Genomic DNA, 18,459 nt, shown 5'->3' on the forward strand with positions numbered 1-18,459 from the left:
CGTTAATCGCTTTACTAGGGGCCTTTCTCGCCGCTTTGGCGAAAGTCACGATACGCCGAATGTCGGCCACAGAATCAAGCCAGACCATTGTGTTCTACTTCGGACTGATCGCCGCGATAGTTTCTGCGCCAGGGGCGGCAATGAATTGGCAACCGGTTCCCAACCACATGTGGGGCTGGATCTTATTACTTGGCCTTGTAGCGACAGTTGGGCAACTCCTGTTAACCCGCGCTTACCGAATAGCCCCTACCGGCAAGGTTGGAGTTTATGCCTACAGCGCCGTGCTATATGGCGCCGTCATGGGCTGGTACTTCTGGGATGAGCTGCCCCTATGGACCACATGGTTAGGTGCCACACTCATTGTTAGTGCAGGATTGTTAAACCTCTACCAACCCAAATCTAAGCACAGAGGCTCAATTCAATAGCAAGCAGATAAGTCACTTTAGCTATTGGGCTCATTTAGGACAACTTGAGCTATTTATTTCCATTTACTTAATTATAATGACTTTAAGTTTTAGTTTATGGAATTTAAATCATCTATGTCTCGCATTGATCCGCTTCAGACCTTCGTTGCCGTTGTTCGTACTCGTAACTTTACTTCAGCCGCCGATGCCTTGGGAGTAACACCTTCGGCGGTCAGTAAACAGATCAGTACGCTTGAAGAACGGTTAGGCGTCCGTCTATTAAATAGAACAACGCGCTCTGTTAGCCCAACAGAGGCCGGACAGATGTTCTATCAGCATTGTGAAAACATCTTAGATTCTATCTCTGAAGCAGAAAAACTCGTCACCGATTTCGATGATACCCCCAAGGGGCGACTGCGCATCACCGCCATGTCTAACTTCGGACGCCGCGAGCTAGCACGGATATTTAACGATTTTTCAAATGAATACCCAGATATCAGTTTTGACCTCCACATATCTGACCGTCCCGTAGATATTGTTAAAGAAGGGTTCGACTTTGCTTTACGCATAGGTTCCTTGGAAGATTCTCGCCTTATTGCAAAACCCGTTGCCGAGCAACGTATCGTGATATGTGCATCACCGGAATATCTACAAAAATGGGGGACACCAACCTCACTCGAAGATCTAGCGAATCACCGTATTTTAGTCGTTGCCAATGCAGAGTATGCGCGTATCAACTGGCTGCGCCAGTTTGAAAAAGATCATGGTTTTAGCCTTGCTAGCATAGAGCGCAAGTTAACCGTAAACGATATTGATTTAGTCTATGAAGCCTGTATTGCAGGAATGGGAATCACTGCATTACCGACGTATATCGCCGAACGACATTTGAATAATGGCGAGCTGGTTAGGTTATTTAGCGATATGGATATTCCGGTGCGTACCATCAAGGTAGTGTTCCCACAGAACCGCTACCTTGCTAACAAAAGCCGTGCGTTTTTAGATTTCATCACGGCCTACTTCAGTCACTCGTAACAGGTTTACAAGCGGTTTATTCTTCCATTGCCAATACTTGATCGGGCGCGCAACGCTCATAAAACACCTTGGGGATAGGCGTTATTTTGCGTTCGTCGTAGTCATAAAACACTATGCCTGTTTTAGCGGTCGCTATAACACGATCTTGCGACTCGTTAGTAACCATGTAGATAAAATCGCAGCCATATTTGTTGAAATCGGTAATACCGACCTGAAAGGTTAGATCGTCACCGACAAACGACTGCTGCAAAAAGCTAACCGCGATGTCCGTGACCATAATACCGACGCCGCCTACATTGAATTCACCAAAGTCGTATTTACGCAAATAGCGCAAACGCGCCTCATGTAACAACGACACCATGCGGTCATTACCAAGATGGTTGCCATAGTTAATATCGGATACTCGTACAGCCATGCGAGTAATGAATGTGAACTTATCGGGTAAATCGAGAGTAACGCGTGCCAAAATAGACTCCTTCCCTAGTAGAACTTAGGAATTCCCTACGCTTCTTCACAAAAGTGCGGGAATTATAGTGGTAACAACCAATCCAATAGGTTCTACTAGATGTAGTTGGGCAGTTATTGAATTAGACGTCGATGTTTTTGATATAACAAATAGGTCCAAATCATCTCAGTGTTTGCTATACATAAGCAACACAATGTTGAATGACAATTAATTGGTGCTGGACATACAGCACAAATGGACAACAAAAAGGAATACAATTCAGCCTATGTTTTCCCAAAAACAATATATTTTGCGCCCTCTTTGCACTGGCTTGCTGGCTTTTTTCTCAATGGCGTCGATTGCAACGATTCCAGATATCGCTCCCGGTACTCCATTTACACCGCTTCAACCGGCACAGGAACATGCAGTCACAACCCAACAGATTATGAGCAATTTGTTGCGGGGACATTACGAACGCAAACGCTTGGACAACGCCATGTCATCGCAAGTGCTTGATACGTTGCTCGATGATATCGACAGTACTCGCAGCTACATGCTGGCCAGCGACATTGCAGACTTTGAACAATATCGCACCTCATTAGATGAAGCCCTTAGCCGTGGCAACATGGCACCAGCCTTCTCTATCTACAATCGCTTTGAACAACGTGTAGCAGAACGCCTGTCGTTTTTATTAAACGAGTTGAGCAACCATGTCAAAGACTATAACTATAAACAAGACGAAACCTTAGAACTTGATCGTGAAGATGCCCCATGGGCAACAACAGCGGCTGAACTTGACGAGCTATGGCGTAAACGCCTAAAAAACTCGATTCTCAACCTTAAACTGGCAGGCAAAGAGCAAGATGACATCATCAAACTGCTAACCCGCCGTTATCAAAATCAGCTCAATCGCGTCTATTTATCCAAATCAGAAGACGCTTACCAAACTTTTATGAACGCGGTGACTCGTACATTCGATCCGCACACTCAATATTTTTCTCCGCGTAACTCAGAAAACTTCAATATCAATATGAGCTTATCCCTGCAAGGGATCGGTGCTGTGCTTCAAACTGAAGATGAACACACGAAAGTCGTCCGTTTAGTTCCTGGCGGCCCAGCCGCAAAAGCCAACAACTTGTCGCCTGCGGACAAAATCGTCGGCGTCGGACAAGATGCAGATGGTGAGGTAGTCGATGTAATCGGTTGGCGCTTAGACGAAGTGGTCGATTTAATCCGTGGCGCCAGCGGTACCACAGTTCGCTTAGAGATATTGCCGGCAGATAGTAGCGGCAGCGACAGCAAAGTAATTTCTATCGTACGCGACGAAGTTAAGCTAGAAGAACAGTCAGCACAAAAAGAAGTTATCGAACTGAAAGATGGCGACAAAACTCGCCGTATCGGCGTGATTGATATCCCCACTTTTTACATCGACTTCCAAGGTCGTATGGAAAACCGTCCGGATTACAAAAGCACAACTCGCGATGTGCGTAAGCTCATTACAGAATTAAAAGAAGAAGGCATTGATGGCCTGATAATTGATCTACGCAATAACGGCGGCGGTTCATTAGAAGAAGCTATCGACCTGACTGGGTTATTCATCCCAACAGGTCCTGTGGTTCAGGTACGAGGCATTCGCGACCGGGTTGAAGTACTTCAAGACCAAGACCCAGATGTACTTTACGATGGCCCTATGACTGTTTTGGTTAACCGCTTAAGCGCCTCGGCGTCTGAAATTTTTGCGGGTGCTATCCAAGATTACGGTCGCGGACTAATTGTCGGTGGTCAAACCTTTGGCAAGGGCACAGTTCAATCACTACGCCCGTTGACTCAAGGCCAATTAAAAATCACTCAAGCTAAGTTCTATCGCGTATCCGGCGACAGCACACAGCACCAAGGTGTTATTCCTGACGTGCTGTTCCCTTCGCTATTCGATAAAGAGAAGATCGGTGAAAGCGCTCTAAAGGCAGCTTTACCATGGGATACGATTCAGCCAGCCCGTAAAGCCGGTGTTAACGCTATCCTGCCAATACTGCCGCATTTACGTGAATTACACGATGTTCGCATTGAGCATAATCCAGACTTTTTATTCCTACGCGAACAAAAAGAAATGATTACTGAAATGCGCGATAAAACAGAAGTATCTCTAAACGAAGATGTGCGTAAAAAAGAACGTGAAGCCAATGACGAGCGTCGCCTATCTCTAGAAAATAAGCGTCGTAAAGCCAAAGGCATGGAACTTCTAACTGCACTTGATGATGCCGCAAGTAATGGCGAAGAGACTCCTGTCAAAGCTGAAACAGATAAATCGGACGACACTAAGAAACCAGAAGAGGCAGATGCTATTTTGGAAGAAGCGGGTTATATCCTGCTCGACTACGAGCATATCACTCAAGGCGCAATGACAGCTCAGCGCATAGATAACTAAGCGCACATAGCGTCCATCGAAAATCGTAGCAATAAAAAAACCGGCATAACGCCGGTTTTTTTATTCTGCAATCTCAGATTATTGGCTATTGCACACCAAGAGCTGCGCGTAGCTCATCATCATTAAACAGGTACTGCCATAAACGATCGAGTACCTCGTTCACCCACTTTTCGTTGTATTCTTTAACCGGTGCAGTCGCAACACGGCGACTCTCATTAGCCCCATAAGGCTTAGTAAAGGTTGTAGCGCCATCAATAACCGTCAACTCGAAGCGCATACGCACGCTGCAATCATTCACCATCATGCCGTCGTTACAGCCATAACTGAATTCTTTTACACTTAGCTGCAGTTTCAATGGTTCTAGCGGACTTGCGCCACCGAAACCCAGCTGAGTCAATGAGTTTTGCATGCGAGTCGTCAACACATCTTTTAAGCTATTCTCGCTATTAAGCGGAGAGCTCTCCGCCAATCGACCACCACGACTTCCCAATTCATTCGGCTCAGGTTGACGACCATCCACCATACGATCATCGACGACGCGTACGAGCGCATCACGGCTCAAGTTTAATTGTCCTGCAGTTACTGTCGCTTCTTGATTGAGTTGAATCACTTGGGGCGCGAGTACACACCCGCTCAAACTCAGCGTCAGTGCTGCGCATACGGCTAACTTACGCATTCGGTATGTCCTTCTCTGCTCGTTTAAACACCCAGGTCGTCGCTGTAGACTCTTCATCACTAAAACGATAACCCGCTACATCGAACGCTTTGAGATCATCCGCTCGATCAATTCGTTCCCGAATTTGAAAGGCAGCCATCATGCCACGCGCTTTCTTGGCGTAAAAGCTGATAATCTTGAATTTTCCGTTCTTCTCATCTTTAAACACTGGTGTGATTAATTCACCCGTCAACTGCTTGATCTTCACCGACTTAAAGTATTCGTTAGAAGCAAGATTCACGATCGTTGGCGTCTTCTGTTCTGCCAACAAACCATTCAGAGTTTCTGTGATACTTGTTCCCCAAAAACCATACAAATCTCCCGCTCGATCATTCTTAAAGCGCGTCCCCATTTCCAAGCGATAAGGTTGAATCAAATCTAACGGGCGTAATAACCCATATAAGCCACTTAAAATACGAACATGTTGCTGTGCAAACGTTAAATCTGCTTCGCTAAGGGCGTTGGCATCCAAACCTGTATAAACATCGCCTTTAAAAGCCAATAACGCCGCCTTAGCGTTATCTGATGTAAAAGGCAATTGCCAATCGTGATAGCGTTGCACATTCAACTCTGACAACGCTGGACTTAATTTCATTAATACCCCCAACTCGTCTGGCGAGTAATGACGCAAGCCATCAATCAACAACGCTGATTCATCTAAGAAATCCGGTTGTGTAAAACGCTCTGTCGTCGGTGGCGTATCGAAATCGAGTGTTTTGGCTGGTGAAAGCAAAGTCAGCATGGGTGATACACGTCCTGATAAAACAAGTAAGCGAAACATCATACCGATACAAAAGGGTTAGCCCAAGACAAGGTACCGTATCGCTGCAATAGAAATCATCAATCTCATTGGCAATGAAGCTAGACTGACATTTCGGACCAAGCTCGCCAGTCACCCATGCCAATGAGTCACAAGCTAAATCTGTCAAACTGTATGACAATATTGCGTTGCATCTACAGCGATGAAATGCGCAGAGTTTATGGCTAACGTACACCCAAATAACAAAGGCAATCACTATGGCAAAAGATATTCAGGGACTAGGGCTAGGCTTAGCCAGTCGCTTCGCTGGCAGTGAACTGGCGAAAAAATACGGATTACGCAAACCAGCCGAACGCATGGCTTACTTATGGACCAAAAAAGGCTTTCAATTTGTCGGAAAACTGCAAGCCGATAAAGCCAAGAAGAAAGCAGCTGATCCTTTACTTTTAGCAGCTCCCGCCGCTCATGGGTTGTTCGATCTAACCCTGACCGACGAACAGCAAATGATCAAAGACACTGTTCGTTCTTATGCCGAAGAAGTTGTTCGCGGCTTAGCACATGACGCTAACGAAGCTATGACCCTGCCTGAGAACTACCTTGAAGATATTCAAGCACTCGGGCTTAACTTCTTCTCAGTGCCAGAAGTACTTGGTGGCGCAGCGCAAAGCTATAGCCCTACCACCAGTGCCATTATTGCCGAAGAACTAGCTTGGGGCGATATGAGCTTGGCATTTGCTACCTTAGCACCAGTTGCTGTTGCCAACGCGATTGTGCGCTGGGGAACGCCTAAACAAAAAGATACTTATTTGCCTAACTACTTGGGCGAAAAACCCGTTAAAGCCGCTATTGCAGTGCAAGAACCCAATGCGTTATTTGATCCTAAGCAATTGTCTACGAAAGCGAAAAAGACTAAACGCGGTTTTGAGATTAGTGGGATTAAAAACCTTCTGCCGTTTGGGGGTGAAGCCGATCTTTATTTAGTTGCAGCTCGGTACAAAAAGCAGCCACGTTTGTTTTTTGTACGCGGAGACAGTGAAGGCGTTAGCTGGAAAGTCTCGCCAGGCATGGGCTTGCGCGCAACGGCTACCGGTACTCTAAAACTCGACAGCGTTCATGTTGATTCTGATGCCATGTTAGGTGATGACACTTTCAACTATCAAGCCTTTATCGATTTAGGTCAGTTACATTGGTGCGCCCTCGCCGTTGGTGCTTGTCAAGCAGCTCTAGACTATCTCATTCCTTATGTGAATGAACGCGAGGCGTTTGGCGAACCTATCAGTCATCGTCAATCAGTAGCCTTTATGGTGGCGAATATCGGCATCGAAATGGAGTCAATGCGCCTGATGACTTGGCGTGCAGCTGCCTTGGCTGAGATGGGCAAGCCTTTCCATCGCGAAGCGTATTTGGCCCACCTTCTTTGTGCAGATAAAGCCATGGAAATTGGAACAAATGCCGTACAGCTGTTAGGTGGACATGGTTTTACCAAAGAGCACCCAGCTGAACGTTGGTATCGTGATTTACGCGTATTAGCATGCGTAAACAGCGGTTTACACCTGTAAGGAGTTGGCAAGATGATTAATTTAGAGAATCCAAAGAAATTCCGTGGCCTAGTTCATCAGGCACGTCAGGTCGCTGAAAACGTATTCCGCCCAGTATCACGTAAGTACGATCGTTCTGAGCATGCTTATCCGGTCGAACTGGATATGCTGGCTGCCATCATGGATGGTATGAATGATGGCACCACAGGAGAAGGCGCCGGCGCAGGCAAACTGAAGCAAGAGAACAAACATAAAGGCGAAGGTGTTCAAAACGGCACTAACCTATCAACCGTTCTAAGCTTAGCTGAGCTGTGCTGGGGCGACGTAGGGTTTTCATTAACTCTGCCGCGTCAAGGCTTAGGTAACGCAGCCATTGCCGCAGTTGCCGACGACGAGCAATTCAAGCGCTTTGGTGGCAAGTGGGCGGCAATGGCTATTACTGAACCTGGCTTTGGCTCAGACTCAGCGGCGGTTCGTACCACAGCGATCAAAGACGGTGATGAGTACATCATAAACGGTGAAAAGATCTATGTGACTGCAGGCGAACGCGCTGATTGCGTTGTTGTTTGGGCCAGCGTCGATCGCTCGTTAGGTCGTGCTGCGATCAAATCTTTTATCGTTGAAAAAGGCACGCCCGGCATGGAAGTTGTACGCCTAGAGAAAAAACTAGGTATCAAAGCGTCCGACACCGCGGCAATTACCTTTACCGACTGCCGAATCCCTGCAAGTAATTTGCTTGGTGATCCGGAAGTAAACGTCGAGAAAGGCTTTGCTGGTGTTATGCAGACGTTCGATAACACCCGCCCTGTGGTAGCTGCAATGGCAATTGGTGTGGCAAAGGCGTCTCTTGATCGCACCCGCGAAATTCTCAAATCGCTGAATATAGATGCGGCCTACAATCGCCCACTAAAAACAAGTACGCAATTGGAAGCCCAGCTTTATCGCTATGAAGCCGAATGGGAAGCCGCTCGTTTACTTACGTTGCGGGCAGCATGGATGGCCGATAATGGTCAGCCAAACTCGATGGAAGCTTCTATGGCCAAGGCCAAAGCAGGACGTGTCGCTAATGCGATTACCCTTGGATGTGTCGAAATGCTTGGTACCTTAGGGTACAGTGAAGACGAACTCTTGGAGAAATGGGCCCGCGATTCAAAGATCCTAGATATCTTCGAAGGCACGCAGCAAATTCAGCAGTTGATTGTTGCCCGTCGATTATTGGGAAAATCATCTGCTCAGCTGAAATAAGTTCGACGGAGGGCTGGTAGCAAAACTGGCCCTCCACGATCCTATAAAAAATATAAAAGGCTGACCCCATGACCGTTTCCGACGTCAACCAATCAGAGGCTAACAGTAAGAACACCATGGCAAGTACACCGGAAAAAAACGTATCTCTCGTTAATATCGCGACCCAAATGATTGGTCAGATTCCCGACCTCCCTGTTATGTTGAAGGGTGTGTTTGAACTCGTTACTTCTAAGCCAGACAAGAAGAAATCGATTGGTTTATTGCTGGAAAAACATGCACGCCAACAACCTGATCATATTGCCGTTCGTTACCAAGATATCACCCTGACCTACGCGCAAATCAATGAACGTGCGAACCAAATGGCGCACTTTTTTGTATCGAAAGGTATCTCCTCTGGCGACACCATTGCAGTGGTGCTAGAAAACCGCCCTGAAACATTAGTGTGTGTTTTTGCTGCCGTTAAACTTGGTGCTATTTGTTCTATGATCAACACATCCCAACGCGGTGAAGTGTTGTTACATAGTTTAAATTTAGTACAGCCAAAACTCATCGTTGTTGGCGAAGAAATGCTAGATAACGTTGGCACTGTCGAATCCGACTTAAGTGATGAAGTCCGCTCTGCGCTTTATTACTTAAGCGATAATGGCAGCGTTGGTTGTCCTAAACACTATAATGATCTCGATGCCGCCTGTGCCAACCAAGCAAAGTCAAACCCGGCTAGCACCGGCGAAGTGCGTATGCATCAACCGTGTTATTACATCTTTACCTCAGGTACGACAGGCTTACCAAAAGCCTCGGTAATGAGCCATTACCGCTGGTTTAAGTCGATGGCAGGCATGGGCTTAGCGTCCATGAAACTGCGCAAATCCGACATCATGTATGTCAGTCTGCCGCTTTATCATAACAACGCCCTAACAGTATCACTGGCCGCCGTTCTTGGTGCCGGTGCCTGCATCGCAATTTCGCGTAAATTCAGCGTATCGCGTTTTTGGGATGAAGTTCGTATGCACAACGCCACCGCGTTTTGCTACATAGGTGAGCTTTGCCGATACCTATTAAATACACCACCCAAAAATACCGATCGTCATCACGATGTGCGAGTTGTCGTTGGTAATGGCTTACGCCCTGATATCTGGATGGAATTTAAAAATCGCTTCGGCATTCATCATATTAATGAATTCTATGGTGCGAGTGAGTGCAATTTAGTATTCACCAACAGTTTTAATCTGGATAAAACGGCCGGTTTTTGCCCTCTTTCATACAATATTGTTGATTACGATATCGAAGAAGATAAGCCGCGTCGTGATGCCGCCGGTTATATGATTCCGATCAAAGCTGGTAAAACCGGATTATTGATTACTGAAGTTAACGACAAACAGCCGTTCGAAGGTTACACCGACGAAGAAGCATCCAATAAAAAGCTTTTCCGCGATGTATTCAAGCTAGGTGACTGTTGGTTCAACACCGGCGACTTGGTCAATAACCAAGGTTGGAAGCACGTATCTTTTGCTGATCGCTTAGGTGATACCTTCCGCTGGAAAGGCGAAAACGTTGCCACCACCGAAATTGAATCGGTATTAATGGAACATGCCGACATTCAACACGCTGTTGTTTACGGTGTTGAAATTCCGCACACAGATGGTCGTGCAGGTATGGCAACCATCACTCCACGAATTCCACTTGATCAGATGGATTGGGACAGCATAACGCGTCATGTACGCGAAAAACTGCCGGCCTATGCCATTCCTTTGTTTCTTCGTATTCGTGAAGAAGAAGAAGTCACTGGAACGTTCAAATACCGTAAGGTGGAATTAAAAGAGGAGGCTTACCATTTAGACAAGGTTGAAGAACCGCTACTGGTATTAACCTCGAAAAATAGTATTTATGAAGTATTAACCAGAGAAATTGAAGCAAAAATTAATAACGCTGAAATTAGTCTGTAGTGAAACGAAGTTTGGGTTCAGAACTGAACTGAACCCAAGCTCAATCTTACTTTTTAGAGCTATCTCTAACTGGCGGAGATACAGGAATTTCAATCCAAAACGTCGTGCTCGCTCCAGGCTCACTGACGTAACCAATACGCCCGCCCAGCAACTTCGCCATCTCTTGGCAAATCGACAATCCCAAGCCTAAACCACTGGCTTGAATTTTAGACTGCTCAAGACGCACAAAGGGTTCAAATACCGCATCATCGCTGCCGTTTTCAATACCAAATCCTGTGTCTCTTACTGCCAACCGGAACCAAGGCTGCCCCGCTTCTTGCAACATCATGCCGCGCACATGTACATGCCCGTTAGCACGATTGTATTTAATAGCATTCGACAAAAAGTTAATTAGAACTTGCTGCATTCTTAAACGCGACTGCCGAATCACCGGCCAGCGGCTATTAGGCTCGATATGAAGACTAATTCCCCTAGCTCGGGCTTGGTGCGTCATTAAGCGCACGCAGTCTTTCGCTAAGGTTTCAGTTGAAAACGCCTCATTCTCTTCAGGCGCTGCATTAGGTTGTAGCATTGCCAATAGTTGATCGGTTAACGCCAACAAATGCTGCCCTGCAAACTCAATCATCTCGACCGATTCAGCCTGCTCGCCAGACAACTCTGTGCGTAATATTTGGCTAAAACCAAGTACGCTGTTCAGTGGCGTACGCAACTCATGACTAAGAGCGGCCAAGAAGGTGCGATTATTCAGTAACTCACCTGTGCTAATGGCTTCAACCAAAACGGCGTAACCTTGCGGAATGACCGACGAGGTTAACGGGCTGATAGTCACTTTCACAGGAATTGGATTAGTACCCGTCAACTTAGTGCTGATGGTATCTGCGGTGTTGCCTAAAGCGATAGGAGTTTGGAAAAAAACTGAAACATGTTGCCCATTACGACAAATATCGCCATACAAGTGCTGCATCGCCACATTTGAGGACTCTACATAACCACTCGCGTCTAAGGTTAAGATTCCGGCGAGTCGGCGATCATCCCCATTGGCACCACTAGGCTTGCGCTTCGGCGGTGATACTTCAGTTTGAGTTTTCATCGGTTTGTCCGATTCTTTAATCATGATGACAGATCCTTTGTCAAGGCGGGCCGTAAGGCGGCTATTACCTAGCTTTTATCGCTATTGAGTAGTTTTTCAATAGTACGGTGGATGACCAAAATGTTCAAATGGGTATGTAGCGCAAGCATACAAAAAAAATAGCAAATAGTACGCATTTTCCATCACTGATTCGCAATCGCTGTCTTGCCGCCAGCCTTGTGCTAGAATGCGCCGCTTTCTGGATCGACGAGGATAGCCTCAAATGACTGTATTAGTTGGAATCATCATGGGCTCTAAAAGCGATTGGCCCACAATGCAACATACCGCCGACATGCTCGACAAACTCGGCATAAGCTATGAAGTCAAAGTCGTGTCTGCTCATCGCACCCCAGACTTACTATTCGACTACGCTAAAACCGCACAATCTCGTGGCATTAAAGTAATTGTCGCTGGCGCTGGCGGTGCTGCTCATCTTCCCGGTATGGCTGCCTCCCAAACGTCGTTACCCGTATTAGGTGTTCCGGTTAAATCACGCGCACTGAATGGCATCGACTCTTTGTTATCAATAGTTCAAATGCCGGGCGGCGTTGCCGTCGGTACACTGGCCATTGGTGATGCTGGAGCCAAAAATGCGGGGCTACTTGCCGCGCAAATATTAGCCACCAGCGATGATGCCTTGTTAGCTCGCATTGACGCTTTCCGCGCAGAACAAACCGACAGTGTTTTGGCCCAGCCAGATCCGCGAATCGAGTCGTAATTAAACGGCCACTGTGTGGCAGTTGGATGAATACAGGATAAATAATGAAAGTAGGTATCTTAGGTAACGGCCAACTTGGCCAAATGCTATCTGACAGCATCAAAGATCTGACAGACATTGAGGTTTCGTTATACGACCTGCGCGCGCACGATGATGCCGCTCTGGCGGAATTCGTTGCTAATGTGGATGTAGTTTCCTACGAAACTGAAAACATTCCTGCGGTTATTGTTGGTCAGCTTGAGGGGATTGCAGATAAGCTTTACCCGAGCCTGACGGCATTAAAAACCTTCCAAAACCGCTTACTTGAAAAGAATGCATTGCGGGCAGCAGGCATTGATACCGCCGATTTCTGCGCTGTAAATTCGCTTGAAGATTTGCAACAAGCCATCGTGACACTTGGTCTCCCTATCGTGTTGAAGACCACCACAGAAGGCTACGATGGCAAAGGCCAATATGTTCTGCGTGCGCCAACCGATGCAGACCCCGCTTGGGCAAGTATTGGTAATCGCGAACTGATTGCTGAAGCCTTTGTACCTTTCTTGCGTGAGACGTCTGTTATTGCTAGCCGTGATCGCAAAGGCAACATGGTCGTTTGGCCGATGACAGAAAATATTCATCACGAGGGCATCCTGCGTTACAGCCTCTATCCAGCTGTCGGTTTAAGCGCCGAAAAAGCGGCTCAAGCTGAACGCTATATTCGTCAGTTAGCGGATAGCTTGGATTATGTTGGAACCATCACCTTAGAATTGTTCGAGACCGAAAAAGGCTTAGTCGCTAACGAAGTGGCTCCTCGCGTCCACAATTCTGGCCACTGGTCGATAGAAGGCGCAGACACCAGCCAATTCCGTAATCACATGCTGGCAATTACTGGCCGAGATTTAGGCGCAACACGCGCGCGTCACAACGCTATTGCTATGCTCAACGTCATCAGCGATGAAGAACCCGCCGTTGCTGCAGAGAATATCGCCAATGCGTTCCGTCACTCATATAGCAAAGAAGCGCGTCCTGCCCGCAAACTCGGCCATGTGACTGTTGTGGCCGATGATGAAGCTCAACGCGACGCCACCATTACGCAACTCGGTGCTCTTATCCCTGCTGGCGTTTGGCCACCAAAACACTAAGCGAGCGAACTATGGCAAAGTCTTTACAAGAACAATTGCTCGCAGCGGGATTGGCCGATAAACAAAAAGCCAAAAAAGCTGCGAAAGAAATGAAAAAGCAGGAACACCTGCAACGCACTGGCCAAGACAATCAATTGGATGATGTTAAAGCCAAAGCCGAAGTCGCGCGTAAAGAAAAAGCGGAACGTGATCGCGAATTAAACCGTCAACGCGAAGAAGAAGCTCGCCTAAAAGCGATTGCCGCACAAGTGCGCCAGCTAGTGACCAATAATGCCATTGCTGCACAATATGGTGATATTAAATATCAGTTTGTCGATGGCACTAAGGTTAAGCATATTTATGTCGACCAAGCGGTATGGGATCGCCTCTCCCGTGGTCAACTTGCCATTATCGCCCACGGCAACAGCTACGCCGTTATTCCAGTACCAGTAGCGGATAAAATCCGAGAACGTGCCGACAACCTGTTCATCTTAGTTGCTGATAAAAAAGCCGACGTACTGGCGGAGGATGATCCATACGCCGCGTATCAAATTCCAGATGATTTGATGTGGTAACTCGTCCGTTAGCGTACTTTTGCAGAGAATAAGGCGACGCAGCCTTGCACTTGCAGAGTTACCTTATCGAAACGCTGTTCTAGAGCTTGTTTTAACTCCAAAAGGGTATCTTCTGAATTCGAGAAGATACCCTTTTTGTTATACAAACCCATCAGCTTTTTCGCCATCCAATTTCTCGGCACATCACCCTGTAAAATCGTAGAACCAAATACGGTTGCACCAGAGTTCATAAGTGGAATTAGATGATCAAATGCGATCGCTTTTTCACTAATAGATCCAGGTACACAGTGAAATAAGTAATTAATGCCTAATGAATCAAACGGCTTAATCACGGCAGTCATTGGCTCAAGAACATTTTGCCGATAAGTCTCGGGAGAATAACGTGCGATACGCCCTGATGCATACGCTAGAGTACTTTCGTTCAAATCCATCAAAGCCACCCGTGGCGTAGCTACCGGAAACTGGCAATGATCGGGAAAATAACCACTGCCAACACCAACATCTAAATGGTTCGCCGTAACATGAGCATTGTAGTGCGCTTCAATCAGTGGCGTCGGACACTTCCAAATATAACGATTAGATATCCCCAAAACGATAAAATCATAAAGCGATAATGTTTTAGATGTATAAACGGCCTGCCCTGCGAGCACTTGGTCTTGAGTAGGAGTCATAGATACTGTCCCTGTTTCTAGATAGTAAGATTTTTATTCTGGAAGTAAGCATAAACATTACACGCTCGGCATAGCAAGACGTCACTTAAGAAATGCCCCTCCTCCTAGCGGATTCGTTTTATGACAGCTCATCCACTGACTCGGGAAAGTGCATTAATGGCGCAAGTGAAGGTTTATATTGTTCGATCTCCTCACGACTCAATCCCTTAAGTTCATACGGAAATACTAACCAATCATTAGTTTCATAGAGATAAAAGTCCGGAGATAAATTCGTGCGATTCAAACTAGGGCGTCGATATAAGGTCGCGATTCTCACCTGCTCTGGCATATTCAGTTTCAACTTACTTTCTAACCGTTGAATAACAGCATTGACGTTGTAGCCGGTGCTAAAAACATCATCGACGATAAGCAAGTTGTCTTCGGCATTTAAGCGTTCAATTAAATACTGAGTGCCGTGGACCCGAATTTCTTGCGGCGCATTAACCATGCTTTGATACGCCGGCTGGCCGCGATAGGACGTTCGTAACGCAATATGATCGGTCTTCACTCCTAGTGTTTGCAGACACTCTTGCACATAAATGCCAACCGAACTGCCGCCACGCCACAGACCGACAATGCAGGTGGGGCGAAAATCACTACGGAAAATTTCTACCCCTAAGCGGAAAGAGTCCTCAATGACCGCTTGTTCCGCGATAAATTGCTTCTGCATCACCTTTCCTCTTGTTAACCAAACCAGGTACAGGCTATGTTAACACTTGACCGATTGGTCAGATAATAACTTTGGCAGCTCTGCTGGGTAAACAGGAGATCGACATGAGTGACAAGCAATACCTCAGCGCGCAAGGGCTGCTCGAAGACTCATGGAAACTAGCTGAGCAAATACTTAAATCTGACTTTCGGCCAACCTTCATGATCGCCGTATGGCGTGGCGGCGTACCCATCGGCATCGCGGTACAGGAATATCTCAGCTATCACGGCATTGATACCGATAACATCGCCATTCGCACCTCGTCCTATCAAGGTATAGATCAACAAGCGCGGCAAGTAGCTGTGCATGGCCTCGGCTATTTAGTAAAAAATATTCAACACTCTGATAGCTTGCTGATCGTCGACGATGTATTCGACAGTGGTCGTTCCATCGAAGCCATAGTCAATGAGTTGACCCGCCTAGCTCGCCGCAATACACCACACGATATTCGCATTGCAGTTCCTTACTTCAAGCCAGCGCGAAATCGCACCGACCGAGTGCCCGACTACTATCTCTATGAAACCGAAGCTTGGCTTAAATACCCTCATTCATTAGAAGGACTAAGTAGCGAAGAAATCCGCGCCAATCGACCCGAACTCTTCAACATCATCAAAGACTGCTTACCTCAGGTAGAAAAAACGTAAGCCTGAAAGCTAATAGCTGCTTAGTGAAATTACAGCAGACTCTCGGTCTAATTTCATGCATCAAGATTTAGCTGTTACAAAATAAAATCACTTTTTTGCATCCATTCATTTTGGCCCGTCGTAACTAAAGCAAAGGCTCAACACGAGCACTCTTTAATCGACCCCGGCTGCTACTTCATTTGTAGCGTATTAATGATGTATAGGAAGCAAATACATGAAAACAACGACAAGTACCCTAATTACAAAACAAATGACGCTACCACGCCTTTCTCTGTTGGCTCTGGGCATACTAGGCCTAACCGCTTGTGGTGGTAACGCTGGTAGCCGTGGGGCTATGGGTGAGATGGGGAGCACAGGCGAAACCGGTGCTAAAGGTAATGATGGTGCTGTAGGTTTTGCTCAAACGAATTTTCTGCGTGCTAACAACGGCAGTGATAATGCCGGTAGCCTTGATACCATCAATCAAAATGCAACGGTATACAAAACCTTCACTACAGGTGCGAATGAAGGCTTAGAACTCGACAAAGCTGGCAACCTCTATCAAGCAGCCGACCTTACCGACAGCAGTATTCGCATGGTCTGTGGAATAAATCAGCGCATGCAAAATGGTATGTATAGCAGTGCATACGATCGAGAATTACTGGGTTCTAATACCGGTTTAGCAAACCCGAAAGGAATCGCTATTGCGCACGAAGCGGGCTACTTATTTGTGGCGAACTTTAACGGCACACAAATCAGCGTATTTGGCTCTGCGGCAGCTGGCGACGTTGCCCCAATCGCGGTCACGACCCTTGCCGTTAAACCTTGGGATTTAGTCTACGATGAAGCAAATGACCGTCTCTTTATTGCGTTAGTCGACGGAACGATTGCTGTATATGACGACTACCAAGCGAATGGCTTTACAGCTTCTTCTGCAGATCGAATCATTACCCCATCTGATAGCACATCGACTAAAATTTCAGTGAACACACACGGTATCGTATACGACGCTGCTGGTGATCGTTTGGTAGTGAGCGATGTTGGTAGTGCGGCTGACGCAACTGACGGCGCTATTTTTGTTATTTCAAACGCATCAACTGCCGATGGTGCTGTGACGGTTGATCGCTCAATCGCTGGCCCTGCTTCTATGCTTGGTAACCCAGTTGATATCGTATTAACCGGCACTGATCTTCGCGTCGCAGAGAAATCAAACGATGCGATTTTAGTATTCAGTAATATTTTCTCTGGTGCCAGTGGCGACATTGCTCCAGATTTAGTCACCGCCAGTACAAAGCCTGAATCATTGGTAGAAATTAAAGCGAGTGCGATGCAGCCCGACGTATCCGACACCATTTCACCAGCCCTCATTCGTGGTGTAGCAGCAAGCAGCAACAGCGTCGAAGTGACCCGCTTTACTTCAACGCTCAGCGCCGAAACCGCAAGTTTCGACGGCATTGCAACCATTGAAAGTGTCACGTTCGATCTTATGGGCGATGCCTACGCTACTTTTGGTGATGGCACCAATGGTGGGATTGCTATCGCTAACCGCGTCGCAACCTCACGCAATGGCGAAACCTACACCGATGCTCGTGATCGCCAAATCACAGGAGCTTCGACGCAACTGGTTGATCCAAAAGGCTTGGATGTAGATACCGAAAATGGCTTAATTTTTGTTGCTGATTTCGGCGTAGCATCTTCAGCCGTTCTAGTTTATTCAACCTGTGCAAGTGGCGATGCTACACCTTTATTATCGTTACAAGCCACCGGCGCAATTAAGCCGTGGGATGTAGATTACGACAACGAAAGTGACACCGCTTATGTTGCATTAACGAATGGCACCGTCGCTGTATTCGAAAACGTCACTCAGCAAATGATGGCAGGCACGACGGAAATTACTGCAGAAACTCGACTGATTACACCGGCAATTAGTGGCGTCGCGGTCAGTGCTCCTACAAACTTGCACGGCATCGACTTCGATCCAGTCAGTGATTCTCTATTAGTGTCTGATGTAGGTTCTGCAGGTGATGGTACCGACGGTAAACTTTACGTGCTTCCTGCTGCAAGCTCAGCCAGCGGCTTAACCGACATAACCGTTAATATCGCAGGCCCTTCTAGCAACTTAGGAAATCCAGTGGACGTTATGTTCGATGGCAGCAATCTTTATGTTGCTGAAAAATCGAACTCACTGATCATGCGCTTTGATAATGTTTTACAAAGTGCCGGTGGAGATATTGCACCGACTTGGTCAATTAGTTACTCAGCAGCAGAGAGCGTGGCGCTGATTCCAAATTATTTGGCTAAATAATTCAACCTTAAAACTCGCAGCTGGGGCTCTCCTGCCTGCTGCGAGTTTTATCCTCGGCTTTCTCCGTCTTTCCTCGTCTTACC

Annotated in this window: 17 protein-coding genes; 11 read left to right on the top strand and 6 right to left on the bottom strand. The window is 46.8% G+C overall.

Annotated elements, in window-relative coordinates:
- The coding region (locus UXZ23_RS02585) for a DMT family transporter (RefSeq protein ID WP_320819094.1) at positions 1–425 on the top strand (425 nt) is incomplete at its 5' end.
- 114 nt (positions 426–539) lie between these two features.
- Positions 540–1,436: a LysR family transcriptional regulator gene (locus UXZ23_RS02590; RefSeq protein WP_320819095.1), complete on the top strand. Its 897-nt coding sequence runs from the start codon at positions 540–542 to the stop codon at positions 1,434–1,436.
- 16 nt (positions 1,437–1,452) lie between these two features.
- Here UXZ23_RS02590 and UXZ23_RS02595 read toward each other — a convergent pair whose 3' ends face one another.
- Entirely contained in the window at positions 1,453–1,902 is a 450-nt protein-coding gene (locus tag UXZ23_RS02595; protein WP_320819096.1) for a thioesterase family protein, read from the bottom strand.
- Between the two features lie 265 nt (positions 1,903–2,167).
- Between UXZ23_RS02595 and UXZ23_RS02600 the strand changes: the two genes are divergently transcribed.
- Positions 2,168–4,306, top strand: a complete 2,139-nt coding sequence (locus UXZ23_RS02600; protein WP_320819097.1) for a carboxy terminal-processing peptidase — start codon at positions 2,168–2,170, stop codon at positions 4,304–4,306.
- A gap of 85 nt (positions 4,307–4,391) precedes the next feature.
- Here the strand turns inward: UXZ23_RS02600 and UXZ23_RS02605 are convergent, their stop codons facing one another.
- Positions 4,392–4,982 carry a YajG family lipoprotein gene (locus tag UXZ23_RS02605; RefSeq protein WP_320819098.1) on the bottom strand — a complete coding sequence of 197 codons (591 nt, stop codon included), beginning with the start codon at positions 4,980–4,982 and terminating at the stop codon, positions 4,392–4,394.
- On the bottom strand, positions 4,975–5,763 hold the full coding sequence (gene yaaA / locus UXZ23_RS02610; protein ID WP_320819099.1) for a peroxide stress protein YaaA: 789 nt from the start codon (positions 5,761–5,763) through the stop codon (positions 4,975–4,977). The genes UXZ23_RS02605 and yaaA overlap by 8 nt, the downstream gene beginning before the upstream one ends.
- Before the next feature lie 275 nt (positions 5,764–6,038).
- On the opposite strand from yaaA, the gene UXZ23_RS02615 reads away from it, so the two are divergent.
- From UXZ23_RS02615 to UXZ23_RS02625, 3 genes are all read left to right on the top strand, one after another.
- On the top strand, positions 6,039–7,340 hold the full coding sequence (locus UXZ23_RS02615) for an acyl-CoA dehydrogenase family protein (RefSeq protein WP_320819100.1): 1,302 nt from the start codon (positions 6,039–6,041) through the stop codon (positions 7,338–7,340).
- 12 nt (positions 7,341–7,352) lie between these two features.
- Positions 7,353–8,564, top strand: coding sequence for an acyl-CoA dehydrogenase family protein (locus tag UXZ23_RS02620; protein WP_320819101.1), 1,212 nt, complete (start codon positions 7,353–7,355; stop codon positions 8,562–8,564).
- A 68-nt stretch (positions 8,565–8,632) separates the two neighbouring features.
- Positions 8,633–10,507, top strand: a complete 1,875-nt coding sequence (locus UXZ23_RS02625) for a long-chain-acyl-CoA synthetase (protein ID WP_320819102.1) — start codon at positions 8,633–8,635, stop codon at positions 10,505–10,507.
- A gap of 46 nt (positions 10,508–10,553) precedes the next feature.
- Here UXZ23_RS02625 and UXZ23_RS02630 read toward each other — a convergent pair whose 3' ends face one another.
- Entirely contained in the window at positions 10,554–11,621 is a 1,068-nt protein-coding gene (locus tag UXZ23_RS02630) for a HAMP domain-containing sensor histidine kinase (protein WP_320819103.1), read from the bottom strand.
- A 238-nt stretch (positions 11,622–11,859) separates the two neighbouring features.
- Here UXZ23_RS02630 and purE point away from each other — a divergent pair, with 238 nt between their 5' ends.
- From purE to UXZ23_RS02645, 3 genes are read left to right on the top strand one after another with little or no spacing between them, the layout of a single operon-like run.
- A complete protein-coding gene (purE, locus tag UXZ23_RS02635) occupies positions 11,860–12,354 on the top strand; it encodes a 5-(carboxyamino)imidazole ribonucleotide mutase (protein WP_320819104.1) in 495 nt (164 codons plus the stop codon).
- 44 nt (positions 12,355–12,398) lie between these two features.
- A complete protein-coding gene (locus UXZ23_RS02640) occupies positions 12,399–13,475 on the top strand; it encodes a 5-(carboxyamino)imidazole ribonucleotide synthase (RefSeq protein WP_320819105.1) in 1,077 nt (358 codons plus the stop codon).
- 11 nt (positions 13,476–13,486) lie between these two features.
- Positions 13,487–14,029, top strand: a complete 543-nt coding sequence (locus tag UXZ23_RS02645) for a DUF2058 domain-containing protein (RefSeq protein ID WP_025265277.1) — start codon at positions 13,487–13,489, stop codon at positions 14,027–14,029.
- Between the two features lie 8 nt (positions 14,030–14,037).
- Here the strand turns inward: UXZ23_RS02645 and UXZ23_RS02650 are convergent, their stop codons facing one another.
- Both UXZ23_RS02650 and UXZ23_RS02655 read right to left on the bottom strand, forming a co-directional pair.
- Positions 14,038–14,700 (bottom strand): methyltransferase type 12, encoded by a 663-nt coding sequence (locus UXZ23_RS02650; RefSeq protein WP_320819106.1) that lies wholly within the window; start codon positions 14,698–14,700, stop codon positions 14,038–14,040.
- A gap of 118 nt (positions 14,701–14,818) precedes the next feature.
- Positions 14,819–15,409, bottom strand: a complete 591-nt coding sequence (locus UXZ23_RS02655) for a phosphoribosyltransferase (RefSeq protein ID WP_320819107.1) — start codon at positions 15,407–15,409, stop codon at positions 14,819–14,821.
- A 104-nt stretch (positions 15,410–15,513) separates the two neighbouring features.
- Between UXZ23_RS02655 and UXZ23_RS02660 the strand changes: the two genes are divergently transcribed.
- Both UXZ23_RS02660 and UXZ23_RS02665 read left to right on the top strand, forming a co-directional pair.
- Positions 15,514–16,092, top strand: coding sequence for a phosphoribosyltransferase (locus UXZ23_RS02660; RefSeq protein WP_320819108.1), 579 nt, complete (start codon positions 15,514–15,516; stop codon positions 16,090–16,092).
- Positions 16,093–16,306: 214 nt separating this feature from the next.
- Positions 16,307–18,376: a hypothetical protein gene (locus tag UXZ23_RS02665; protein WP_320819109.1), complete on the top strand. Its 2,070-nt coding sequence runs from the start codon at positions 16,307–16,309 to the stop codon at positions 18,374–18,376.
- Positions 18,377–18,459: the final 83 nt, after the last annotated feature.

The sequence above is a fragment of the Thalassolituus sp. genome (assembly GCF_034111725.1).
In the GTDB taxonomy this organism is placed as follows: Bacteria; Pseudomonadota; Gammaproteobacteria; order Pseudomonadales; family Oceanobacteraceae; genus Thalassolituus.